This is a genomic window from Bradyrhizobium sp. ISRA442 (genome assembly GCF_038085055.1).
Taxonomy (GTDB): domain Bacteria; phylum Pseudomonadota; class Alphaproteobacteria; order Rhizobiales; family Xanthobacteraceae; genus Bradyrhizobium.
In genome coordinates this window covers 198,148-220,608 of the sequence record NZ_JALGCN010000007.1, presented here as the reverse complement: position 1 = coordinate 220,608, position 22,461 = coordinate 198,148, and the positions used below count along the sequence as shown (strand labels likewise).

Annotated in this window: 20 protein-coding genes; 14 read left to right on the top strand and 6 right to left on the bottom strand. The window is 63.5% G+C overall.

What is annotated here, in order from left to right; genetic code table 11:
* The first annotated feature begins 6 nt into the window (after positions 1 to 6).
* From MTR72_RS17550 to MTR72_RS17500, 11 genes are all read left to right on the top strand, one after another.
* A complete protein-coding gene (locus MTR72_RS17550; protein WP_280970715.1) occupies positions 7 to 765 on the top strand; it encodes an isoprenyl transferase in 759 nt (252 codons plus the stop codon).
* Positions 762 to 1,604 (top strand): phosphatidate cytidylyltransferase, encoded by an 843-nt coding sequence (locus tag MTR72_RS17545; RefSeq protein ID WP_280970716.1) that lies wholly within the window; start codon positions 762 to 764, stop codon positions 1,602 to 1,604. Before MTR72_RS17550 ends, MTR72_RS17545 begins: the two co-directional genes overlap by 4 nt.
* Before the next feature lie 5 nt (positions 1,605 to 1,609).
* Positions 1,610 to 2,833, top strand: coding sequence for a 1-deoxy-D-xylulose-5-phosphate reductoisomerase (dxr, locus tag MTR72_RS17540; protein WP_280970717.1), 1,224 nt, complete (start codon positions 1,610 to 1,612; stop codon positions 2,831 to 2,833).
* Positions 2,834 to 2,877: 44 nt separating this feature from the next.
* A complete protein-coding gene (rseP, locus tag MTR72_RS17535; RefSeq protein WP_280970718.1) occupies positions 2,878 to 4,029 on the top strand; it encodes an RIP metalloprotease RseP in 1,152 nt (383 codons plus the stop codon).
* Positions 4,030 to 4,203: 174 nt separating this feature from the next.
* Entirely contained in the window at positions 4,204 to 6,759 is a 2,556-nt protein-coding gene (bamA, locus tag MTR72_RS17530) for an outer membrane protein assembly factor BamA (RefSeq protein ID WP_280970719.1), read from the top strand.
* A gap of 125 nt (positions 6,760 to 6,884) precedes the next feature.
* On the top strand, positions 6,885 to 7,952 hold the full coding sequence (gene lpxD, locus MTR72_RS17525; RefSeq protein WP_280970720.1) for a UDP-3-O-(3-hydroxymyristoyl)glucosamine N-acyltransferase: 1,068 nt from the start codon (positions 6,885 to 6,887) through the stop codon (positions 7,950 to 7,952).
* On the top strand, positions 7,952 to 8,410 hold the full coding sequence (gene fabZ / locus MTR72_RS17520) for a 3-hydroxyacyl-ACP dehydratase FabZ (RefSeq protein WP_280970721.1): 459 nt from the start codon (positions 7,952 to 7,954) through the stop codon (positions 8,408 to 8,410). The genes lpxD and fabZ overlap by 1 nt, the downstream gene beginning before the upstream one ends.
* A gap of 301 nt (positions 8,411 to 8,711) precedes the next feature.
* A complete protein-coding gene (gene lpxA, locus MTR72_RS17515; protein ID WP_280970722.1) occupies positions 8,712 to 9,503 on the top strand; it encodes an acyl-ACP--UDP-N-acetylglucosamine O-acyltransferase in 792 nt (263 codons plus the stop codon).
* Positions 9,504 to 9,522: 19 nt separating this feature from the next.
* Positions 9,523 to 10,380 (top strand): LpxI family protein, encoded by an 858-nt coding sequence (locus MTR72_RS17510; RefSeq protein WP_280970723.1) that lies wholly within the window; start codon positions 9,523 to 9,525, stop codon positions 10,378 to 10,380.
* Positions 10,377 to 11,561 carry a lipid-A-disaccharide synthase gene (lpxB, locus tag MTR72_RS17505; RefSeq protein WP_280970724.1) on the top strand — a complete coding sequence of 395 codons (1,185 nt, stop codon included), beginning with the start codon at positions 10,377 to 10,379 and terminating at the stop codon, positions 11,559 to 11,561. The genes MTR72_RS17510 and lpxB overlap by 4 nt, the downstream gene beginning before the upstream one ends.
* A 96-nt stretch (positions 11,562 to 11,657) precedes the next feature.
* A complete protein-coding gene (locus tag MTR72_RS17500) occupies positions 11,658 to 12,266 on the top strand; it encodes a glutathione S-transferase family protein (protein WP_341510748.1) in 609 nt (202 codons plus the stop codon).
* A gap of 233 nt (positions 12,267 to 12,499) precedes the next feature.
* Here the strand turns inward: MTR72_RS17500 and gltA are convergent, their stop codons facing one another.
* Both gltA and gltX read right to left on the bottom strand, forming a co-directional pair.
* Positions 12,500 to 13,801 carry a citrate synthase gene (gltA, locus tag MTR72_RS17495; RefSeq protein ID WP_280970725.1) on the bottom strand — a complete coding sequence of 434 codons (1,302 nt, stop codon included), beginning with the start codon at positions 13,799 to 13,801 and terminating at the stop codon, positions 12,500 to 12,502.
* A 144-nt stretch (positions 13,802 to 13,945) separates the two neighbouring features.
* On the bottom strand, positions 13,946 to 15,370 hold the full coding sequence (gene gltX / locus MTR72_RS17490; protein ID WP_341510747.1) for a glutamate--tRNA ligase: 1,425 nt from the start codon (positions 15,368 to 15,370) through the stop codon (positions 13,946 to 13,948).
* Positions 15,371 to 15,513: 143 nt separating this feature from the next.
* Between gltX and MTR72_RS17485 the strand changes: the two genes are divergently transcribed.
* Positions 15,514 to 17,193, top strand: a complete 1,680-nt coding sequence (locus tag MTR72_RS17485) for a glutamine--tRNA ligase/YqeY domain fusion protein (RefSeq protein WP_280970727.1) — start codon at positions 15,514 to 15,516, stop codon at positions 17,191 to 17,193.
* 8 nt (positions 17,194 to 17,201) lie between these two features.
* A complete protein-coding gene (locus MTR72_RS17480) occupies positions 17,202 to 17,588 on the top strand; it encodes a YybH family protein (RefSeq protein ID WP_280970728.1) in 387 nt (128 codons plus the stop codon).
* 312 nt (positions 17,589 to 17,900) lie between these two features.
* Here the strand turns inward: MTR72_RS17480 and MTR72_RS17475 are convergent, their stop codons facing one another.
* From MTR72_RS17475 to MTR72_RS17460, 4 genes are all read right to left on the bottom strand, one after another.
* A complete protein-coding gene (locus MTR72_RS17475; protein WP_280970729.1) occupies positions 17,901 to 18,629 on the bottom strand; it encodes an SAM hydrolase/SAM-dependent halogenase family protein in 729 nt (242 codons plus the stop codon).
* 18 nt (positions 18,630 to 18,647) lie between these two features.
* Complete coding sequence (locus MTR72_RS17470; protein WP_280970730.1) at positions 18,648 to 19,313, bottom strand: phosphoribosylanthranilate isomerase; 666 nt, start codon at positions 19,311 to 19,313, stop codon at positions 18,648 to 18,650.
* Positions 19,314 to 19,474: 161 nt separating this feature from the next.
* A complete protein-coding gene (locus tag MTR72_RS17465) occupies positions 19,475 to 20,623 on the bottom strand; it encodes a CapA family protein (RefSeq protein WP_280971360.1) in 1,149 nt (382 codons plus the stop codon).
* A gap of 37 nt (positions 20,624 to 20,660) precedes the next feature.
* Positions 20,661 to 21,665, bottom strand: coding sequence for a ribonuclease Z (locus MTR72_RS17460; protein ID WP_341510746.1), 1,005 nt, complete (start codon positions 21,663 to 21,665; stop codon positions 20,661 to 20,663).
* Between the two features lie 318 nt (positions 21,666 to 21,983).
* On the opposite strand from MTR72_RS17460, the gene MTR72_RS17455 reads away from it, so the two are divergent.
* Complete coding sequence (locus MTR72_RS17455) at positions 21,984 to 22,433, top strand: YbhB/YbcL family Raf kinase inhibitor-like protein (RefSeq protein WP_341510745.1); 450 nt, start codon at positions 21,984 to 21,986, stop codon at positions 22,431 to 22,433.
* Positions 22,434 to 22,461 lie beyond the last annotated feature (28 nt).

The following is a 22,461-nucleotide window of genomic DNA, read 5'->3' as shown; positions in this document are numbered from 1 at the left end:
GCCTTTATGTCCAACGCCGCCGCGCCCGTTACGAAAGGACCCGATCGGTCAGAGGCGCCTGCGCATGTCGCCATCATCATGGATGGCAACGGGCGCTGGGCGGCTGCGCGCGGCCTGCCGCGGGCCGAAGGCCATCGCCGCGGCGTCGAGGCGTTACGCCGGGTCGTGCGTGCGTCGCACGAGCTCGGCATTCGTTACCTCACGATCTTCTCCTTCAGCTCGGAAAACTGGTCGCGCCCGGCAAGCGAGATCGGCGATCTGTTCGGCCTGCTGCGGCGTTTCATCCGCAACGATCTCGCGACCCTGCACCGCGATGGTGTCAAGGTGCGCATCATCGGCGAGCGGGAAGGCCTGGAGGGCGATATCTGCGCGCTCCTGAACGAGGCCGAGGAGCTGACGCGCAACAACACGCGCCTCACGCTCGTCGTCGCGTTCAATTACGGTTCGCGGCAGGAAATAGCGAAGGCTGCGCAAAAGCTCGCGCGCGAAGTCGCGGAGGGCCGGCGCGATCCGGCCTCGATCGACGCCGAGACGCTCGGTGCCCATCTGGATGCGCCCGACATTCCCGATCCCGACCTCATCATCCGCACGAGCGGCGAGCAGCGCCTGTCCAATTTCCTGATGTGGCAGGCCGCCTATAGCGAGCTCGTTTTCGTGCCGATCCACTGGCCCGACTTCGACAAGGCGGCGCTCGAAGGCGCGATCGCGGAATTTGCCAGGCGCGAGCGCCGTTTCGGCGGTCTGGTCGCGAAAACCGCCTCGTGAGCGAACGCGACGCCGCACCGGCGGGCTCGGCGCCGGCCTCAAGCAATCTCGTGATGCGGGCGGCCGCAGCGATCGTGCTGGCGCCGCTCGCGATTGCGCTCGCCTATGCCGGCGGCTGGCTGTGGGCGTTTCTCGTCACCCTGGTGTCGATCGGACTGTTCGCGGAATGGCTCATGGTGGTGGGAGCAGGGGCGGTCGCCCTGACCGCCGCCGGGACGATTGTCCTTGCCATCATCGGGTTCTGCGTCGCCTTTGGCGCGCTCAAAGCCGCCGTCATTATCGGCGTCATCGGGGGCGCGGTGATCGCGTTGCTCGCCGGAGGCAAGCGTGTCTGGGCCGCCTCAGGCTTTGCCTACGCATCGGCTGCGCTGCTCGCCTCGATCCTGGTGCGGCAGGATCCCGTCAATGGCTTCGTCGCGTTGATGTTCGTGCTGCTCGTGGTGTGGGCGACCGATATCGGAGGCTATTTCGCCGGTCGCGGCATTGGCGGACCGAAGCTGTGGCCGCGCGTGAGTCCCAAGAAGACCTGGGCCGGGGCGCTCGGCGGCTTTACGGCCAGCCTTGTGGTTGCGGGCGGCTTTGGCGCCGCCGGGCTCGGAAAGGCGGTTCCGCTTCTGCTCGTCGGCGCCGTGCTGTCCGTGGTCTCGCAACTCGGCGATCTCTTCGAATCCGCAGTGAAGCGGCGCTTCGGTGTCAAGGATTCCAGTCACTTAATTCCCGGCCATGGCGGACTTTTGGACCGCCTGGACGGCTTTGTCGCTGCCATCCTGGTGGCATGGATCGTCGGCTTCCTACGCCATGGTGTGCATAGCGCTGGAAGCGGTCTTATGGTTTGGTGATGAACATGAGCGCAGTTCCTTTGCGTAACAACAAGGCTGCGGCGGACGCCGCGCGCAGCGTGACCGTCCTCGGCGCCACCGGCTCGATCGGTGACAGCACGATGGACCTGCTGCGGTCAGCTCCCGAGCGCTATCGTGTCGAGGCGCTGACGGCGAACGGCAACGTCGCGGCGCTGGCAAAGCTCGCCAAGGAGTTTTCCGCGCGCTTCGTGGCCATCGCGGACACCTCCAAGCTTGCCGAGCTCAAGGCCGCGCTGGCCGGGACCGGCACCGAATGCGGTGCCGGCGAAAGTGCGGTGATCGAAGCCGCCGCGCGTCCGGCCGACTGGGTGATGGCGGCGGTGAGCGGTGCGGCCGGATTGAAGCCGGCGCTTGCTGCGGTCGATCGCGGCGCGCATGTCGCGCTCGCCAACAAGGAGTGCCTCGTCTGCGCCGGCGATTTCTTCATGCAGCGTGCCGCCAAGGCGGGCGCCTGCGTCCTGCCCGCAGATTCCGAGCACAACGCGCTGTTCCAGGCGCTGAGCTCGGGCAATCGCGACGAGCTCGTACGCGTCATCATCACGGCCTCGGGCGGCCCGTTCCGGACTTGGAAGCCCGCCGATATCGAGCAGGCAACGCTCGAGCAGGCCTTGAAGCATCCGAACTGGAGCATGGGCCAGAAGATCACGATCGATTCCGCCTCGATGATGAACAAGGGCCTCGAGGTGATCGAGGCGTCCTATTTGTTCGCGCTGACGCCGGACGAGATCGACGTCCTCGTTCACCCGCAGTCGATCATCCACGGCATGGTCGAATTTTCCGATCGCTCAGTCGTGGCGCAGCTCGGCGCGCCCGACATGCGTACGCCCATCGCCCACTGCCTCGGCTGGCCCGACCGCATCAAGGGACCGGCGGCCAAGCTCGATCTGGCCAAGATCGGCCAGCTCACCTTCGAGGCGCCCGATTTCGAACGCTTCCCCGGACTTCGCCTCGCCTATGATGCGCTCCGGACGGGGAAGGGGGCGACCACGGTCTACAACGCCGCCAATGAGGTCGCGGTCGCTGCCTTCATCGCCGGAAAGATCCGGTTCGGCGCCATCGCGCGGCTGGTCGAAGCCACGCTCGACGACTGGGTCCGCGGCGGGAATCAGGCTCCTCTGACGTCGGCGGACGATGCAATTTCCGTTGACTATGTTGCGCGAAATAGGGCCGCCGCCCTATTGCCTCAAATTGCCTTAAAGGCATCCTAGTTGGTTCGAGGCCAGCGCCTTGCGGCGCTGGATAAGGGGAATCGATGTCTGACTTTTTCCTGCATGGTTTCAATACGTTGAGCCACGGGCTCCTCGGCTACGCGGTCCCCTTCCTCTTCGTCTTGACCATCGTCGTGTTCTTCCATGAGCTCGGCCATTTCCTGGTCGCGCGCTGGGCGGGCGTTCGCGTGTTGACCTTTTCGCTCGGTTTCGGTCCTGAGTTGGTCGGCTTCAACGACCGCCACGGCACGCGCTGGAAGATCTCCGCGGTCCCGCTCGGCGGCTACGTCAAGTTCTTCGGCGACGAGAGCGAAGCCTCGACGCCGTCCGCCGCAACGCTCGAGGCCATGACCCCCGAGGAACGCGCCGGCAGCTTCCATCACAAGAAGGTCGGTCCGCGTGCGGCCATCGTCGCAGCCGGGCCGATCGCCAATTTCATCCTGGGCGCCCTGATTTTCGCGGGCATGGCCCTGTATTACGGCAAGCCGAGCACGATCGCGCGTGTGGACGGCGTCGTGGCCGATGGCGTGGCCGCGGCGGCTGGTTTCAAGGTCGGCGACGTCGTCGTCCAGATCGATGGCAAGCCGATCGAGAGCTTTTCCGACATGCAGCGGATCGTCGCAATGAATGCGGGGTCTGCGCTCGTTTTCCAGGTCAAGCGGGACGGGGCCGTCGTGACGCTCGACGCGACGCCGGCGCTCCAGGAGCGTAAGGATCCGTTCGGTAACAAGCATCGCATCGGGGTGCTCGGCGTCGAGCACAAGTCGCAGGCCGGTGAGGTCTCGACCACGCCCGTCGGCTATGCCGAGGCTCTCAAGATCGGCGTCGAGCAGGTCTGGTTCATCATCTCCAGCACGTTCAAATTCCTGGGCTCGCTGTTCGTGGGGACCGGCAATCCGGGCGAGGTGAGCGGCGTCATCGGCATCGCGAAGATGTCGGGACAGGCGGCCAGCGCCGGGTTCCAATTTGTCATCAACCTCTGTGCGGTGCTGTCGGTCTCGATCGGCCTCTTGAACCTGTTCCCGATCCCACTGCTCGATGGCGGCCACCTTTTGTTCTATGCGGCGGAGGTGGTGCGCGGGCGGCCGCTGTCGGAACGGACACAGGAGATGGGGTTCCGAATCGGGCTCGGACTTGTACTGATGTTGATGGTGTTTGCGACCTACAACGACATCCTGCGGATGGCGGCTTCCTGATAGGGGCTTTTTTGTGACGTTGTTTTTAAGCAACGTCTTGGAACGAAATTGAAATCGTGGCGCGCGCGGCCGTTTGCGACGTCGGGGAAATTAGCTACAAGCGGCGTGAAACTTGGGGAATCTCCCAGACCGGCGTTGGGGTTGGGTCTGGTACGGAATGAGGGCGCGTTGCGCATGAAGTTTGGACTGCGACTCCGGGGGGGCCTGCTCGCAACCCTGATCATGTTCGGCGCGCCGGTGGTTGCCCCGGTTGGGGCTGTTTTGGTGTCTTCGTCTGCGCTTGCCCAGACCGTCCAGTCGATTTCCGTCGAAGGAAATCGCCGGGTCGAGGTGGAGACGATCCGCTCCTATTTCAAGCCGGGCCCGGGCGGCCGCCTGGATCAGGCGGCGATCGATGACGGCCTGAAGGCGCTGATCGAGACCGGCCTGTTCCAGGACGTGAAGATCAACCGCGGCGCCGGCGGCCACCTCATCGTTTCGGTGGTCGAAAACCCCGTGATCGGCCGCATTGCCTTCGAGGGCAACAAGAAGATCAAGGACGAGCAGCTCACCGCCGAGGTCCAGTCCAAGGCGCGCGGTACGTTCTCCCGCGCCATGGTGCAGTCCGACACGCTGCGAATCGCCGAAATCTATCGCCGCTCGGGCCGCTACGACGTGCGCGTCACGCCCGAGATCATCGAGCAGCCGAACAATCGCGTCGACCTCATCTTCACGATCGACGAGGGTGCGAAGACTTCGGTCAAGTCGATCGAGTTCGTCGGCAACACCGCCTTTTCGTCCTATCGCTTGCGGGACGTCATCAAGACCCACGAAACGAATCTGCTGAGCTGGCTCGGCAGCAACGACATCTACGATCCGGATCGCGTCGAGGCCGACCGCGACCTGATTCGCCGCTTCTACCTGAAGCACGGTTTCGCCGACGTGCAGGTCGTCGCCGCGCTCACCGAATACGATCCGGAGAGGAAGGGCTTCCTCGTCACCTTCAAGATCGAGGAAGGCCAGCAGTACCGCGTCGGCACCGTCGATTTCCGCTCCAGCATTCCCAATTTCGATGCGAGCTCGATGCGTAACTATTCGCGCGTCAGTGTCGGCTCGCTCTATAACGTCGAATCGGTCGAGAAGTCGGTCGAGGAGATGCAGATCGAGGCCTCCCGGCGCGGCTATGCCTTCGCGGTGGTGCGTCCCGGCGGCGACCGCAATTTCGAGGCGCACACCGTCTCCGTCGTGTTCAACATCGACGAGGGACCGCGCACTTACATCGAGCGGATCAACATCCGCGGCAACACGCGTACGCGCGACTACGTGATCCGGCGCGAGTTCGACATCTCCGAGGGTGATGCCTACAACCGCGCGCTGGTCGATCGTGCCGAGCGCCGCCTGAAGAACCTCGACTTCTTCAAGAGCGTCAAGATCACCACGGAGCCGGGCTCCTCCAGCGACCGCGTGGTCCTGATCGTCGATCTCGAGGAGAAGTCGACCGGTGACTTCTCGATATCGGGCGGTTACTCCACGACCGACGGCGCGCTGGCCGAAGTCTCGATCTCCGAGCGCAACCTGCTGGGGCGCGGTCTGTTCGCCAAGGCGGCGGTGACCTACGGCCAGTATGCGCGTGGCTACTCGCTGTCGTTCGTCGAGCCATATCTGCTCGATTACCGCGTTGCGCTGGGTCTCGACCTCTATCAGCGCACCCAGCTTGCCAACAGCTTCATCTCCTACGGCACCAAGACGCTCGGCTTCAGCCCGCGCCTCGGCTTCAGCCTGCGGGAAGATCTGGCGCTCCAGGTGCGCTATTCGGTCTACCAGCAGGAAATCACGCTTCCGTCCTATCTGGCGAACTGTAACAACGTGCAGTTCCTGGCTGATGGCAGCCCAAATCCGGCCTTCAACCCGAGCCCTGCCTTTGCCAATGCCAACGGTATCAGCCTTGCCTCGACCAACGGTCTTGGCTGCTACAGCGACGGCGAAGCCTCGCTGCCGGTGCGCAAGGAGCTCGCAGGTGGCAAGACGCTGACCTCGGCGCTCGGTTACACGCTGAGCTACAACACGCTGGACAACAACAAGAACCCGACCGACGGTCTGCTCGTCGACTTCCGCCAGGACTTCGCAGGCGTCGGCGGCGACGTCACCTACCTGAAGTCCGCCGTCGATGCGAAGTACTACCAGTCGCTGGTGTCGGATCTCGTCGGCCTCGTCCACCTCCAGGGCGGCGTGTTGACCAAGATCGGCAACAATGAGATCCGCATGCTGGATCACTTCCAGATGGGACCGAATCTGGTCCGCGGCTTTGCTCCGAACGGCATCGGCCCGCGTGACCTCAATCCCTACGGCACGCAGGACGCAATCGGCGGCACCAAATATTGGGGTGCTTCGCTTGAATTGCAGATGCCGTTCTGGTTCCTGCCCAAGGAAGTGGGTCTGAAGGGTGCGGTCTACGCCGATGCCGGCGGCCTCTACGACTACCAGGGCCCGACGACGTGGCTGGCGACTAACGAAGTCACCACGACAAGGAACTCGAACTGTATCCCGTCGACCATCAATCCGACCGCGACGCCGGGAACTTGCACGGGCCTCGTGTACGACGACAGCAAGGTCATCCGCTCGTCGGTCGGTGTGGGCTTGATCTGGGCCTCGCCGTTCGGTCCGCTCCGCTTCGACTACGCGGTGCCTCTCACCAAGGGCAAGTACGACCGTACGCAGGAGTTCAGGTTCGGCGGCGGCACCTCGTTCTAGTTCGATTAGCAGGGCACGATCCGGAGGAGTGGATCCGGTTTACGAGGGATCGTGCCCAATCCATGAAAATGTAGCATGATGCGGTTTGACCGCATCATGCCCAAGCCGGACCGCGACGGAGTGGAATGGCGCAGCCGACCTTCTTCAGGAAACCGCCTGCCTCAGCGCTGGCTGATGTTGCCGCGCTGGCGAAGGCGCAACTGGTCGATCCCTCCAGGGGCGGCCATATCATCAGGGGTCTCGCTTCGCTCGACGAAGCCGGCCCGATGCACCTCGCTTTCTTCGACAATCTGAAATATGCGGATCAGCTCAAGGCGACCAAGGCCGGCGCGTGCCTGGTGAGCCCGCGCTTCGAGGCCGAGGTGCCGGCGCATGTCGCCGTGTTGCGCGTGGGGCAGCCGTTCCGCGCTTTCGTCAGGATCGCCTGGGAATGGCACGGCGATGCGCTCCGGCCGCAATCCTCGGTCGGCAATGACGGCATCTCGCCGTCGGCCATCATCGACCCCACGGCGCGGCTGGAGGACGGCGTCGTCGTCGACCCTCTCGCCGTGATCGGCCCGGAGGTCGAGATCGGCAGCGGTACGGTGATCGGCGTCGGCGCGGTGATCGGACCCGGCGTCAAGATCGGCCGGGACTGCGATGTCGGCGCCCGCACGGTGATCCAATGTGCGCTGATCGGCAACAACGTCCTGATTCATCCGGGCTGCAGCATCGGCCAGGATGGCTATGGCTTCGTGTTCTTCGGGCCCGAGGGACACCTGAAGGTGCCGCAGACCGGCCGGGTGCTGATCCAGAACGACATCGAGATCGGCGCCGGTACCACCATCGATCGCGGTTCCCTCCGCGACACCGTGATCGGCGAGGGCACCAAAATCGACAATCAGGTCCAGATCGGCCACAATGTGACGATCGGCCGGCACTGCCTGTTGGCCGCCCAGATCGGGCTCGCCGGCAGCCTGACCATTGGCGACAACGTGGCGTTGGGAGCGAAGGTTGGCATCAACAACCACCTCAAGATCGGCGACGGAGCCCAGGTGACGGCCATGAGCGGCGTCAAGGACGACATCCCGGCCGGCGGACGCTGGGGCGGCTTTTTTGCCAAGCCGACCAAGCAGTGGTTCAAGGAGATCATCGCGGTGGAGCGCCTGGTGCACGACAGCAAGGCGGATCGGAAGGACGAGGGACAAGCGTGATGGAGGAGGCACCGGTCAGGTTCGAGCTCGTGGACATCAACATGATTCTACAGACGCTCCCGCACCGCTTTCCGATGCTGCTGATCGACCGGGTGATCAACATCCGCACCGATTACAGCGGCATCGGTATTAAGAACGTCACCTTCAACGAGCCGGCCTTCCAAGGGCATTTCCCGGAGCGTCCGGTCTATCCCGGCGTCATGATGATCGAGGCGATGGCGCAGACTGCGGGCGTGATCGGCATCAAGTCGGTCGAGGGCACGGAGAAGCCGCGGGCGGTGTATTTCCTCACCATCGACAAGTGCAAGTTCCGCAAACCCGTGCTGCCCGGCGATACCATTGAGTACCACATGCGTTCGCTCGGACGCCGCAAGGCGATGTGGTGGTTTCACGGTGACGCCAAGGTCAACGGTCAGGTCGTCGCGGAAGCCGATGTCGGCGCCATGCTGACGGACTGAGTGCGGGGCTCGGCATCGCGGGCGCAGCCCACTACGCAGCTCGCAACGTGCCAACGCGACGAGGGTGGCTACGTGGCGGTCGAATCTTCGGCGGCCGTTATCTTGCCCCGTCATTCCGGGGCGCGACAAAGTCGCCAGCCCGGAATCCATTGGGCCTCAGTACAGGCGGTGAAATGGATTCCGGCCTGCGCGCTTCGCGCGCTGAAACAGGCCGATATGATACGTCACTGGACAGATCGGGCAAAGTCGCGCTAACCACCGGAAAAACCCAGCGACTTCAACACACAATCAGACCTTCTTGATGAGTAAGATTGATCCCACCGCGCGGGTGGAAGACGGCGCTGTGATCGGCGAGGGCACCGAGATCGGGCCCTATTGCATGATCGGCCGGCATGTCGTGATCGGAGCGAACTGCAAGCTGATCGGGCAGGTCACCGTCATCGGCCACACCTCGATCGGGGACGACTGCGTGATCTCGCCGTTTGCCGTACTCGGCGGTGCGCCGCAGGATCTCAGCTACAAGGGCGAGCCGACGAAACTCGAGATCGGCTCCGGCTGCATCATCCGTGAAGGCGCGACGATGAACGTCGGCACCGTCAAGGGGGGCGGCCTGACGCGCGTCGGCAACGGCGGCTACTTCATGAACAACAGCCATGTCGGCCATGACTGCATGGTCGGCAACAACGTCATCTTCGCGACCTCGGCGACGCTCGGCGGCCACTGCGAGATCGGCGACTCCGTCTATATCGGCGGCCTGTCCGCGGTGCATCAGTTCACGCGCATCGGCGCGCAAGTGATGGTCGGCGGCCTCTCGGGCGTCCGTGACGACATCATTCCGTTCGGGCTCGCCAATGGCCAGTACGCGGTGCTGGAGGGCCTCAACCTCATCGGCATGAAGCGGCGCAAGTTCACCAAGCAGCGGCTCGCGACCGTGCGCACGTTCTACCAACGACTGTTCCACGGGCCCGGCATGTTCGCCGAGCGGCTCGAAGCGGTGCAGCCGCTCGCCGGCGAAGATCCGGCGATCGCCGAGATCCTCGGCTTCATCGGCAAGGGCAAGCGCCCGCTCTGTCTTCCCACCATTGCGAAGTGATCGGGGGGATGGCCGCATCATGACGTCAGCGGCTCCTGAGATTGCATCTCCTGTCGGCGTCGTCGCCGGCGGCGGTGCCATGCCGTTCGCGGTGGCGGAGTCGCTCGCGGCCCGCGGCATCACGCCGGTGCTGTTTCCGCTGCGCGGCGCCTGCGATCCGGCGCGGGTGGAGAAATTCCGCCATCGCTGGATATCGGTCGGCCAGCTCGGCCGTGCGATGCGGCTGTTTCGCGAGGAGGGCTGCCGCGACCTGATCTTCATCGGCACATTGGTGCGGCCTTCGCTTTCCGAGATCCGGTTCGACGTCAAGACGCTGAGGTTGCTCGGCAACGTCATCCGCGCCTTTCGTGGCGGCGACGATCATCTGTTGTCCGGCGTCGGGCGCCTCCTCGAGCAGGACGGTTTTCGCATGGTCGGCATCAAGGATGTCGCGCCGGATCTGCTGATGCCCGAGGGCTGCATCACGAGGGCCTGGCCGGCCGACAACGCCAGGAGCGACATGGAGCGCGGACGTGCTGTGCTGACCGCGCTCGGTCCATTCGACATCGGCCAGGCGGCGGTGGTGATCGACGGCCATGTCGTGGCGGTCGAGGACATCGAGGGGACCGATGCGCTGCTCGCACGCGTCGCGCGCTTGCGCGAGGAGGGGCGCATCCGTGCGGCGACGGGGCGCGGCGTGCTGGTGAAGGCGCCGAAGAGCGGGCAGGATCTGCGCTTCGACCTGCCGACGATCGGCCCGCGCACCATCGAGGGCGTCGCCGCCGCAGGACTCGCCGGCATCGCTGTCATAGCCGGGAACACCATCGCCGCCGAACCGCAGGCGATGATCGAGCTCGCCGACGCAAAATACCTCTTCGTCATCGGTTTGCCCGCGTGATGCAGGGGCGCGATCCAACGCGAAAGATCTTTCTGATCGCGACGGAGGAATCCGGCGACCGGCTAGGCTCGGCGCTGATGAAGGTGTTACGCCAGCGGCTCGGCGATGCCGTGCAGTTCGAGGGCGTCGGCGGCCGCACCATGGCCCGCGAAGGCCTCAACTCGCTGTTTCCGATCGAGCAACTGTCGATCGTCGGCTTCGCCGCGGTGGTGCAGCAATTGCCGAAGATATTGCGGCTGATCCGCCAGACCGCGGATGCCGTGACCGAGACGGCGCCCGATGCGCTCGTGATCATCGACAGCCCGGACTTCACCCATCGCGTCGCCCGCCGCGTGCGTGCGAAGAATCCGGCGATCCCAATCGTCGACTATGTGTCGCCGCAGCTCTGGGCCTGGCGACCGGGGCGTGCGCGCACCATGCTCGGCTATGTCGATCATGTGCTCGGCCTTCTGCCGTTCGAGCCGGAGGAATATCGCAAGCTGCGCGGGCCGCCATGCAGCTATGTCGGCCATCCCCTGATCGAGCAGTTGTCGTCGCTGCGGCCGAATGCGGAGGAGCAGAGGCGCCGCGATGCCGAGCCGCCGGTCCTCCTGGTGCTGCCCGGCAGCCGGCGCAGTGAGATCAGGCATCATCTCGAGGTGTTTGGCGCGACGCTCGATCGGTTGCAGGCCGAAGGGCGCGCATTCGAACTGATGCTGCCGACCATGCCGCATCTGGAAGCGACGGTGCGCGAGGGCGTTGCGAACTGGCAGACTAAACCGCAGATCGTGGTCGGTGAGGCCGAGCGGCGCGCCGCCTTCCGCATCGCGCGCGCGGCGCTAGCGAAATCCGGCACGGTGACTCTCGAGCTGGCTCTGTCGGGCATTCCGATGGTGACGGCCTATCGTGTCAGTGCGGCCGAGGCCTTCATCCTGCGCCGGGCGATCCGCGTCTCCTCGGTGATCCTCGCCAATCTCGTGATCGGCCGGGACGTAATCCCGGAATTCCTGCAGGAGAACTGCACGCCGGAAAAACTCACGCAGGCGCTGTCCGAGGTGCTGACGGATTCGCCGCTGCGCCGGCAGCAGGTCGAAGCCTTCGCGCAGCTCGACACCATCATGTCGACCGGCAATAAATCGCCGAGCGTGCTCGCCGCCGATATCGTTCTTGCGACGATGCGGAAGGGGCGGGCGTCGAGGTAGCGCATTCGCCGAAGTCCGCGAGTTGCTGACATGACGGTGTCAGCAGCCGGCGAGGATGATCCCGACAATGATCGAGCGCGTGCTTGGGGCTGAGCGATGGCGCGATATCGGCTACATTGTGTGGGTGCGTCCGGCAACTCGTTCAAGGTCGCGCTGTTTCTCAACTGCGCCGGGGTCGACTGGGACCCAGTCGGCGTCGATTTTGCCGGTGGTGAGACCCGTGACGCCGTTTGGCGCGCCGAGATCAACGAGATGGGCGAGATCCCGGTGCTCGAAATCGACGGACTGCGCCTGAGCCAGTCGGGTGCGATCCTATCCTGGCTGGCCGAGATCCACGGCGTGTTTGGTCCCGCGAATGCGGAGGAGAGGTTCGAGACGGCGCGCTGGCTGTTGTTCGACAATCACAGGTTCACCGGCAATTTCGCCGCTCACCGGGTGCTGCAATCCATGACGGCGCCGCCGCCGAATCCCGACGTGCTGGCCTATGTGAGGTCGAGGGTTCAGAGCGCCTTCTCGATCGTCGATAAGCATCTCGTCGATCGATCTTTCATCTTGGGCGACCGGCCAACCATCGTCGATTTCTCGCTCGTTGGATATCTGTACTATCCGGTTGAAGAGACAGGTTTCGATCTTCCCACGGCTTTCCCGGCGATCAATGCATGGCGCGCGCATTGCGGCCTTGCCGGGCTGGCGGCCGCCCTATGAGATGATGCCAGTAGGAAACTCGTTGCAGGTGATCCGCTTTGCGACTGAAGGAGTGCGCTCATAGGCGGGCGACATCGTCGTAGGGTGGCAAAGCGCAGCGTGCCCACCATTCCTATCAGTTTGGCAGAGGCGGTGGGCACGCTGTGCTTTGCCTACCCTACAATGTCCGCGCAAAACGAAAACGGCGCCACCGCGAGTGGCGCCGCTTCGAAAGGGCTGATGGCCGATCTTACTTACCGCTTGTCGATCGGCACGTAGTCGCGCTTGGCGACACCGGTGTAGAGCTGGCGCGGACGACCGATCTTCTGGTGGGGATCCTCGATCATCTCGCTCCATTGGCTGATCCAGCCGACGGTGCGGGCGACGGCGAATAGCACGGTGAACATCGAGACCGGGAAGCCCATCGCCTTCAGCGTGATGCCCGAATAGAAGTCGACGTTCGGGTAGAGCTTGCGATCGATGAAGTACTGGTCGCTGAGCGCGATTTTCTCGAGCTCCATCGCCACGTTCAGCATCGGATCGTTGCCATGGCCGGTCTCCTTGAGCACGGCATGACACATCTTCTGCATGATCTTGGCGCGCGGATCGTAGTTCTTGTAGACGCGGTGGCCGAAGCCCATCAGGCGGACTTCGCTGTTCTTGTCCTTCACCTTGGCGATGAATTCCGGAATCTTGTCGACCGTTCCGATGTCGTAGAGCATGTTAAGCGCGGCTTCGTTGGCGCCGCCATGCGCCGGCCCCCACAGGCAGGCGATGCCGGCCGCGATGCAGGCGAACGGGTTGGCGCCCGAGGAGCCGGCGATGCGGACCGTCGAGGTTGATGCGTTCTGCTCATGGTCGGCGTGCAGGATGAAGATCTTCTCCAGCGCGTCGGCGAGCACCGGGCTGACCTTGTAATCCTCGCAGGGCACCGCGAAGCACATGTTGAGGAAGTTCTCGGCAAAGCCGAGCGAGTTCTTCGGATACACGAAGGGCTGGCCGACGGTGTACTTGTAGGCCATTGCCGCCAGCGTCGGGATCTTCGCGATCATGCGCATGGAGGCGATCATGCGCTGCTTCGGATCGTTGATGTCGGTGGAGTCGTGATAGAACGCGGCGAGCGCGCCAACGGCCGCCACCATGATCGCCATCGGATGGGCGTCGCGGCGGAAGCCCTGGAAGAAGCGGGCCATCTGCTCGTGCACCATCGTGTGATGGGTCACGCGATAGTCGAAGTCCTTCTTCTGTGCGGCTGTCGGCAGGTTCCCGTAGAGGAGGAGATAGCAGGTCTCCAGGAAGTCGCCATGCTCGGCGAGCTGCTCGATCGGATAGCCGCGGTATTCCAGCACACCCGCGTCGCCGTCGATATAGGTGATCTTGGACTGGCAGCTCGCGGTGGAGGTGAAGCCCGGATCGTAGGTGAACAGACCAGACTGGCCGTAGAGCTTGCCGATATCGATGACATCAGGCCCGACGCTGCCGCTGAGGATCGGGAGATCGTAGTTCTTGTTTCCGACCGTCAGCGTCGCGGTCTTGTTGCTTGGTTTTGCGTCCATCGTAGGTCCCCGATGTGTGGTGAAACGGACCGGACCCGGAGGCCCCGATGAGATGGCGGGGCAGGCCGGATATTCCAGAAGGTACGGGTGAGATGGGTATATTATTGCTGTGTGCGCTGCAAGATCGCCGCACGCATGGTCGACTTACGTCGTAGACTGATCCCTAAGTCGGCCGAGGCTTTCCTGGCGCCCCAGGACGTCCAAAACCTCGAAAATCCCGGGTGACGTCGTCCTTCCCGTCAGCGCTGCCCGCAGCGGCTGGGCGACCGCGCCCAGCTTGAGACTATTTTCCTCGGCGAAAGTGCGCAGCGCCGCTTCGGTGCTGGCAGCGCTCCACGTCTCGACTTTCTCCAGCGCGGAATGAAGCTGGCCGATCAGCTTTCGGTTTTCGCCCGTCAGCAGCGCGGCCGCCTTGGCATCGGGCTCGAGCGGCCGGTCTGCGAAGATGAAATAGGCGCCGTCGATCAGCTCGATCAGAGTCTTGGCGCGCTCCTTCAGGGCCGGCATGGCCTTGAGCAACTGCGCGCGCGTGGTGTCGTTTAACTTGGCCTTAAGCTCGCCCCGGCCTGGCACGTAGTCGAGCACGTCCCCGAACATCTTCACGAGTGATTGATCGTCGGCGTGGCGGATGTAGTGGCCGTTGAGACTTTCCAGCTTGGCGAAATCGAAGCGGGCGGCGGCGCGGCCGACGCCTGAGAGGTCGAATGCCGCGATCATCTCCTCGGTCGAGAAGATCTCCTGGTCGCCATGGCTCCAGCCGAGCCGGACGAGGTAATTGCGAAGCGCGGCGGGCAAATATCCCATGGCCCGGTAAGCGTCGACGCCGAGCGCGCCGTGGCGCTTGGACAGCTTCGAGCCGTCCGGGCCATGGATCAGGGGGATGTGCGACATGCTCGGCAGCGGCCAGCCCATCGCATCGTAGATCTGCTTCTGGCGCGCGGCGTTGATCAGGTGATCGTCGCCGCGGATGACGTGAGTGACGCCCATGTCGTGGTCGTCCACTACCACCGCGAGCATGTAGGTTGGCGTGCCATCGCCGCGCAAAAGGACGAGGTCGTCGAGGTTCTCGTTCTGCCAGACCACGCGGCCCTGGACCTGGTCCTCGATCACGGTTTCACCGGTCTGCGGCGCGCGCAGCCGGATCGTCGGCTTCACGTCACTTGGTGCCGTTGCCGGATCGCGGTCCCGCCACAAGCCGTCATAGAGGCGGGTGCGCCCTTCCGCGCGCGCCTTCTCGCGCATGGCGCCGAGCTCCTCGGCCGTGGCGTAGCAGCGATAGGCCTTGCCGTCGGCGAGCAGCTTCTCGGCGACCTCGCGATGACGGGCGGCGCGGCTGAACTGGTAGATGACGTCGCCGTCCCAGCCGAGCTCCAGCCATTTGAGGCCGTCGAGGATGGCCTCGATCGCCTCCTTGGTGGAGCGCTCCCGGTCGGTGTCCTCGATCCGCAGCAGCATCTTGCCGCCGTGCTTCTTTGCATAAAGCCAGTTGAACAGCGCCGTGCGGGCGCCCCCGATATGGAGGAAGCCGGTCGGCGAGGGGGCGAAGCGCGTGACGACGGAATCGGTCATTCTTGGCAGGGCCTATGCGTTGGAGGCGGTGGTGTATAGCAGGAACGGTGCATAACTAAAGGGCTACGGCGGACCCGCTAAGGCCTTGGCTGAGGCCGGCGAATTTGGCAGAAGGGCCGCTGATTTCCCTACAGGATTTTCGGATGAGCACAGAACCGGTGGCGACTGAGGTTGGGCGCGATTTCATTCGTGACATCATCCAGGCAGACCTCGATCAGGCCAAATACAAGGAGATCGTGACCCGGTTCCCGCCGGAGCCGAACGGCTACCTGCATATCGGCCACGCCAAGTCGATTGCGCTCAACTTCGGCATCGCCCAGGAGTTTCCCGGCCGCTGCCACCTGCGCTTCGACGACACCAATCCGGTCAAGGAAGAGCAGGAATATATCGATTCCATCCAGGCTGACGTGCACTGGCTCGGCTTCGACTGGGGCAAGAACCTGTTCTTTGCCTCGGACTATTTCGACCGCCTGTACGAATGGGCGGAGAAGCTGATCGGCGACGGGCTTGCCTATGTCGACGACCAGACCCAGGAGGAGATCCGCACCTCCCGCGGCACGCTGACCGAGCCCGGCAAGAACTCGCCGTTCCGCGGCCGCACGGTCGAGGAGAATCTCGACCTGTTCCGGCGCATGAAGGCGGGCGAATTCCCGAACGGCGCGCGCGTGCTGCGGGCGAAGATCGACATGGCCTCGCCCAACATCAACCTGCGCGATCCCGTAATGTACCGCATCCTGCATGCGCATCATCCGCGCACGGGCGACAAGTGGTGCATTTATCCGAGCTACGACTACGCGCACGGCCAGTCGGATGCGATCGAGAGCATCACGCACTCGATCTGCACGCTGGAGTTCGAGGATCACCGGCCGCTCTACGACTGGTTCATCGAAAAGCTGCCGGTGCCGTCCGAGCCCCACCAGTACGAGTTCGCGCGGCTGAACCTGACCTACACGCTGCTGTCGAAGCGCGTGCTCACCCAGCTCGTCCGCGACGGCCATGTCGCGGGCTGGGACGATCCGCGCATGCCCACGATCGCCGGCCTGAAGCGACGCGGCGTGCCGCCGGCTGCCGTCAGGGAATTCGTGAGGCGCATTGGCGTCGCAAAGGCCAACAGCGTAGTCGACGTCGGCATGCTCGAATTCTGCATTCGCGAGGAGCTGAACCGGACGGCGCAGCGGCGCATGGCGGTCTTGCGCCCGTTGAAAGTGGTGATCGAGAACTATCCGGAAGGGCAGGTCGAGGAGATCGAGGCGATCAACCATCCCGACGACCCCTCCGCCGGCGCGCGCAAGATCGCGTTCGGCCGCGAGATCTATATCGAGCGCGACGACTTCATGGAGAACCCGCCGAAGAAGTTCTTCCGCCTGTCGCCCGGCAACGAGGTGCGGCTGCGCTACGCCTATTTCATCAAGTGCACCGGCGTCATCAAGAACGAGGCCGGCGAGGTGGTCGAGCTTCGCTGCACCTACGACCCCGCGACCAGGGGCGGTAACGCGCCCGACGGCCGCAAGGTCAAGGCGACGATGCACTGGCTGCCGGCGGCCACATCGAAGCCGGCCGAGATCCGCATCTACAATCAGCTCTTCTCCAACCCGAGCCCGGACGCCTCGAACTTCGCCGCCGACCTCAATCCGGACTCGCTGGAAATCCTCTCTGACGCGCGGATCGAACCGTCGGTCGCGGAGAGCAATTCCACCGAGCCGATGCAGTTCGAGCGGCAGGGCTATTTCGTGCGCGACAAGGACTCCACGCCCGGCAAGCCGGTGTTCTCCAGGACGATAGGTCTGCGCGATACGTTTGCGAAGGAAGTCGCCAAGGGCTGAGGAGCCGCATGCGGGCTGAAGCCGACGTCGTAGTTTCTGCGATTGTGACGAAGTGGTCCGCCGCCTTCGGGAAGCTCGATGCCGGCGCTCTCGCTTCGCTCTATTCGAAGAGCGCCTTCTTCTTCGGCTCCAACCCGACGCTATATCGGGGCAGAGACGGAGTTGCGGCCTATTTCAATAGCCTGCCGCGCTGGCGCTCGCCGAGCGTCCGCTTTTCCGAGGTGGCTGCAGCGCAGGTCGGGCCCGATGTGATCAACATGGCCGCGATCGCCTCGTTCGACCTCGGCGAGGAGGCCGCGCCGCTGTCGGTCAAGCTCACCTGGGTGATCGTGCGCGAAGATGGTGACTGGAAGATCGCGAGCCACCACGTGTCGTCCAGGGCTGCGCTGATCTAACGCCGGACGCGTACCTGATCGCATCCTGCTTCGTCCAGCCACTATATGGCCGCGCTCCTGGTGGGAGAGCTATGCAATTCATGTTAGGCCGCCGGAAAGCGATTGCAAGCCGCGCAGGCAGCGATCGCGATTACCGCACCCGATATTTGCTCGCGTAGTGCTTGCCGAGAATCTTGCGGGTCTGATCGGCCAGCCGCATATTGCTAGCCGCCGGCGGCCTGACGTGGCGCGTCTTCGGCTTTGGCCAATCCGATCTTGGGCTCTGCTTCCTTGGCGTGCGCATAGCTGCAGACCACGTTGCGACATAACCATCTAAGGGACGATCTCGACCGGGCTCCCGGTCGAAAGGCCAAGATCGCGGTCCGCACGGCCCTGGTTGACGGCGATTTCGGCGAGCCCGTTCGAGTTCTCGTACCAGAAGGCTGAGCCTGGCGGCCGATCGCTGAAGGTTCTCTCGCGCTCCAATATGTGACCCGCCAAGGCAAGCCTGGCGTTGGGCGGCAGCACGGCGGCTCTCAACCCAGTCATAGCATTGCCGAAGTGGTCGATGTAAACGATCTCGCAGAGGTCGTCGGGCCAGTCCGTGCGGCGATCCCCGCCATTCCCTCGCGGCTGCCCGGGCGGCGGTTCGCCGCGCGCCAGCATGGCTGCGACCGGTGCGAAGAGGTCGCGCCCGTGAAAGCTGGCCGAGAGGCGCTGCGGCCTCCAGTCGATGTCCCAACTGCGCGTCCTTGCGGCGCGGCGCTGGACCAACTCAAACAAGCCGTTGCCGGGGCCGACATACCACCGGCCGTCGGCCTCGAGCACAATGGCCGGGCGCGTCCCGCCGACGCCGGGATCAACGACGCAGAGAAAGACAGTTTCCGGCGGAAACCAGGCGGCATAAGCCGCCAGGAGGTACGCCGACGCCTTGGGATTGCCCATGGGCGCATCGGTGAAGAGGTCGATGGCGGGTATGCCAGGCGCCATCTGGTGCAGCACGGCCTTCATCTGGCCCGTATAGGGGCCGTGCAATCCGAAATCCGTGAACAGAACGATCATGATGTCAGCTGCTCCACACTATGGCGGTGCCGCCGCCCGAGCCGCTTCGTGGAACCGGCGGACTCGATCCAGGTCCTTGGCATGCGATCCGTCCTGATCCGTTCTCGTCTTGGAATCAACACCGGCTGGACGGACGGTTCGGATCGCTTCTGCGACGTTGTCCGGTCCAAGGCCACCGGCAAGGACCACAGGAACAGGGGCAAGGTCCACGATCCGGCGGCTGATACCCCAGTCGTGCGTCACGCCGAGCGCGCCGATCTGCTTGTCCGTGACTCGATAGCTGTCGAGAAGCAGAAAGTCTGCAATGCCAACGTAGCTGCGGGCAATCGCGACGCTCTCCTCGCCGAACACAGGTATGCTTCTCATCACGACGATCCCGGGCAACATGCGTTTGAGCGAAGCAACGTCTTGCGGCGAAAGCAATTCGGCGCTGGCACCCAAATGGACGATCGCGGGGTTGAGTTCGCGCGCCCATGACGCAATCAAGGAGAGATCGCAGGTCAGAAACAGCGCTGAGAACCTCGATGGCGGTACAATCGCCGCGCCGATATCGGAAGCTGCTGAGATCGACAGCTCGCGCGGAAATCGGCCGTCTCCGACGAGCACGCCGATATGATTGACGCCAATGGCTGAAACAGCGGACGCCTCTTCGATGGTGGAGATTTCATAAACCTGGGTCAACATCGGGCGTAACCTCCGGCGGCGGACATTGAGCATAAGACATCCGAGGGCGGCCTTTGGCAAAGCCACAGCATGCGTCGGCTAGCGGGAGTCGAAGATTAGGTCAGCTGCCGGGCGGGGACGCAGTCCCAGGCGCGCCGGCCCGCCAATTCTATCGCGGAGAGTCAGGTCGTTGCCCTCTGAGCGACACATGAAAGCTGCTGTTCGGATTCAAAAATGACCCTTGTTCCGAACGGCTGACATTCCCTGTCTAGTGTTTGCTGGATCCATTCGATGTCGCGCCGCGATGGAATGGAGAGACGAAAGTTCTTGATCTGCATGGGAACCAGCTTGAGCGCATGGAGGATTCCACTGGTTGGATCCAGGTCGGCGAAATACATCAACGCCAGGTCGTCGCGGTAGCGCTCGTAACCACGGATCCCCTCATAGTCGTTCAGAAAATCACCGCAGCCATAGAGTATGAGGCGGTCTCGATAGATTTCGATCGCTCTCGGATGATGCGAAGAATGCCCGTGAACGATCGACACGCCTGCCTTGTCGACCAGGGCCCGGGCAAAAATCCTCTGCTCATCGGGAATGTCATATCCCCAATTGGATCCCCAATGGATCGACACCACCGTGAGATCGCCCGGCCTTCTGGCCGCCATGACCTGGTCAGCCAGCTCTGACGCGCTCGCCCCGCTGAGGTCAGGCAGCAGGTTGACGCCCGGAGCGTCTGACATCGCAACCCACTTGAACGGAATTCCGCTCGATGGCGATCCGAACGCAAAGATCAGGAGCCGGGCCTCGGCGAGGTTGAGCACTGCGGGTGCGCGCGCTTCCCGATCATTGCGGCCTGCGCCCGCCACCCTGATGTTGAGCTTCTGCAAAGTCGTCAGCGTCTCTACCAGGCCGGCGCGGCCCCAATCGAGCACATGGTTGTTGGCCAATAGACAGCAGTCGATCCCCGCGGCCGCGAGACAGTCTGCGTTCTCGGGGCTCATTCGGTAGTTGATGCCCTTGTTCGCGCGGTGGTTGCTGCCCGTCACAGCCGTTTCGAGATTGATGATCCGCGCGTCCGGCTGCATGGACTCCAATTGGTCCAGTGCAGTGCCCCAGACGTAGGACGATCCATTGCGCCGCGGAATAGGCCCGTTCGCCTGCTCGGCGAGCAGCACGTAGCCCGCCGCCGATCGCATGTAATCTTCGTAAATCTCGGGGCTACAGGGATGCGCCAGCACCTGGTCGATGCCGCGGCCGCACATGACGTCTCCGCATAGGAAGAGCCGCACCGGTTTCCGATACCCAGTTGGCAGATGTCGTTCCTCGGCCATGATTTTCCACTCAGGTCCTGCCGCTCAGGTCTTTGCGTCAGGCGCGAGATGTCCTGAAAGCCGCCATCACCTCCGCCAGCATCCGCTCCTGCTCTCCCGCATAGCGCGGAGAGAAGTGAAAGGGCTCGATGCGCCGTACATTGGCTTCCCGCGCGATTTCTCCGGCAGCCGTGGTGGTAAGATGACCCCGCTCCCGCGCCAATGTAGCGTCGGCCCCCGCAAACGCCGCCTCGATGAACAGGATGTCCGCATTCTCAATCAGCGCCGCGATGGCGGCACGATTGGCCGGCGTGTCGGCGACATCGGTCACATAGGCGATTTTCTGGCCGGCTGTGATCGTCAGGAGATCGCGCAGGCTGGCGAGTGGGACGAGGTGGTCCGCCGTTGCTGCTTCACCGATACGAATCAAATGATCGTCGGCGCGACGCTCGACGACGGCCTTCTTCAGCGAGAGCAACCAGGGACCAACGGGCAGTCCGCGCTCCAACAGCCGGTTCTTCCATACGTTGACATGCGCTGCCTCCTGCAGCGCAAAGGCGAGGCAGGGCGTGCCATGTTCAAGGATCGCGGCTGACACGCGATGGGTCGGCTCATCGCAGAGTACGCCGCCAAAGGTCTTACGAGAGACTGATGGCTTTGCTGCGAACGCCTTCCTCAGGTGGAACCGCGTGGTCAAGATGGAATCCGCCGTTCGGAGTTCGCTTACATCGAAAACGAGCTCGCAGGGATAGGTTTCGACCAGGTTCCAGCAATAGGCCTGAAGCTTGTGAAAGACGTGCTCGGCAAAGCCGGACGGACCGAACAGCTGCACCGATTTCTCATGCCCGACGAGCAAGCGAAGCAGATGGTCGAAGCCCACGAAGTGATCGATATGTGCATGCGAGACAAAGACCCGGTCGACGCGCCGTATCCTCCGCGGCGCTAGTGAAGCAATCTCTCCGACATCGAACAGCAGACTTCGCTTTTCGAACAGCGTTTCGACATAGACCGTCGGGTCGCCGTAGCGACCGTTGACCAGGCTCGGATGGAAAAGTGGTCGCATGGCAAACTATTCTGCTGCAACAGCGCTCGATAGATTTCCAGTATTTAGCCAACGTTGATGGATTCCGCACCCGGCAAGATCGAGTTAGACTACAAGTTGGATCGCACTCGTGCCGGGCATCATCAAGGGCATGCGGTCGGTATTGCGCAGCACCATTGGTTCCTCGCCAGAGCGCAATTGGTATTGAGATCGGCGGTCCGGTCCCGCTCGCAGGCGCCGACTTTCGATCCGTGGTTCGGCTGCGTCAGCCGCGGGCCGGACCTTGAAAGATCTCGTCAAGCGCGAGCCCGATGTGTCCCGCAGCCCGAGGAGAGATCCATGAAACTCGTTTCAAGCGCCTTCGCCGATGGTGCCGCAATTCCGCGACGGTTTACTTGTGATGGCGAAAATCTTTCGCCCCCTCTGCAATGGTCCGACGCGCCAGAGGGGGCGCGGAGTTTTGTCCTGCTATGCGACGATCCCGATGCTCCCGCCGGTACATGGCATCATTGGGCAGTTTACGATATTCCGCCAACCGTAACAGAGTTTGCAGTCAACACCGCGCAGAACACCAGACTGAAGCAGGCGGTCAACGATTTTCGCAAAGTGGGCTATGGCGGCCCGTGTCCACCGCATGGCCATGGGCCGCATCACTATCACTTCCGGCTGCTGGCCCTCTCGATGGAGGACCTTCCCGCAAAGGCCAATGCGTCTTGTCGTGACATTGAACGAGAGGCGCGCAAGCACGTCATCGCGGAAGCGATCCTTGTCGGTTGGTATGAGAGGTAGGCCGGCGAAAGGCCAGGGGCGGTGCACG

What these genes read in the sequence shown, in the direction of transcription:
- MTR72_RS17470 (WP_280970730.1), bottom strand. Translation starts at nt 19,313, where the DNA reads ATGTTGACCCAGGTTTATGAAATCTCCACCATCGAAGAGGCGTCCGCT.
- MTR72_RS17550 (WP_280970715.1), top strand. Translation starts at nt 7, where the DNA reads ATGTCCAACGCCGCCGCGCCCGTTACGAAAGGACCCGATCGGTCAGAG.
- lpxA (WP_280970722.1), top strand. Translation starts at nt 8,712, where the DNA reads ATGAGTAAGATTGATCCCACCGCGCGGGTGGAAGACGGCGCTGTGATC.
- gltX (WP_341510747.1), bottom strand. Translation starts at nt 15,370, where the DNA reads ATGACCGATTCCGTCGTCACGCGCTTCGCCCCCTCGCCGACCGGCTTC.
- MTR72_RS17485 (WP_280970727.1), top strand. Translation starts at nt 15,514, where the DNA reads ATGAGCACAGAACCGGTGGCGACTGAGGTTGGGCGCGATTTCATTCGT.
- MTR72_RS17455 (WP_341510745.1), top strand. Translation starts at nt 21,984, where the DNA reads ATGAAACTCGTTTCAAGCGCCTTCGCCGATGGTGCCGCAATTCCGCGA.
- MTR72_RS17480 (WP_280970728.1), top strand. Translation starts at nt 17,202, where the DNA reads ATGCGGGCTGAAGCCGACGTCGTAGTTTCTGCGATTGTGACGAAGTGG.
- MTR72_RS17465 (WP_280971360.1), bottom strand. Translation starts at nt 20,623, where the DNA reads ATGGCCGAGGAACGACATCTGCCAACTGGGTATCGGAAACCGGTGCGG.
- gltA (WP_280970725.1), bottom strand. Translation starts at nt 13,801, where the DNA reads ATGGACGCAAAACCAAGCAACAAGACCGCGACGCTGACGGTCGGAAAC.
- rseP (WP_280970718.1), top strand. Translation starts at nt 2,878, where the DNA reads ATGTCTGACTTTTTCCTGCATGGTTTCAATACGTTGAGCCACGGGCTC.
- MTR72_RS17460 (WP_341510746.1), bottom strand. Translation starts at nt 21,665, where the DNA reads ATGCGACCACTTTTCCATCCGAGCCTGGTCAACGGTCGCTACGGCGAC.
- lpxD (WP_280970720.1), top strand. Translation starts at nt 6,885, where the DNA reads ATGGCGCAGCCGACCTTCTTCAGGAAACCGCCTGCCTCAGCGCTGGCT.
- MTR72_RS17500 (WP_341510748.1), top strand. Translation starts at nt 11,658, where the DNA reads ATGGCGCGATATCGGCTACATTGTGTGGGTGCGTCCGGCAACTCGTTC.
- MTR72_RS17475 (WP_280970729.1), bottom strand. Translation starts at nt 18,629, where the DNA reads ATGATCGTTCTGTTCACGGATTTCGGATTGCACGGCCCCTATACGGGC.
- dxr (WP_280970717.1), top strand. Translation starts at nt 1,610, where the DNA reads ATGAGCGCAGTTCCTTTGCGTAACAACAAGGCTGCGGCGGACGCCGCG.
- MTR72_RS17510 (WP_280970723.1), top strand. Translation starts at nt 9,523, where the DNA reads ATGACGTCAGCGGCTCCTGAGATTGCATCTCCTGTCGGCGTCGTCGCC.
- fabZ (WP_280970721.1), top strand. Translation starts at nt 7,952, where the DNA reads ATGGAGGAGGCACCGGTCAGGTTCGAGCTCGTGGACATCAACATGATT.
- bamA (WP_280970719.1), top strand. Translation starts at nt 4,204, where the DNA reads ATGAAGTTTGGACTGCGACTCCGGGGGGGCCTGCTCGCAACCCTGATC.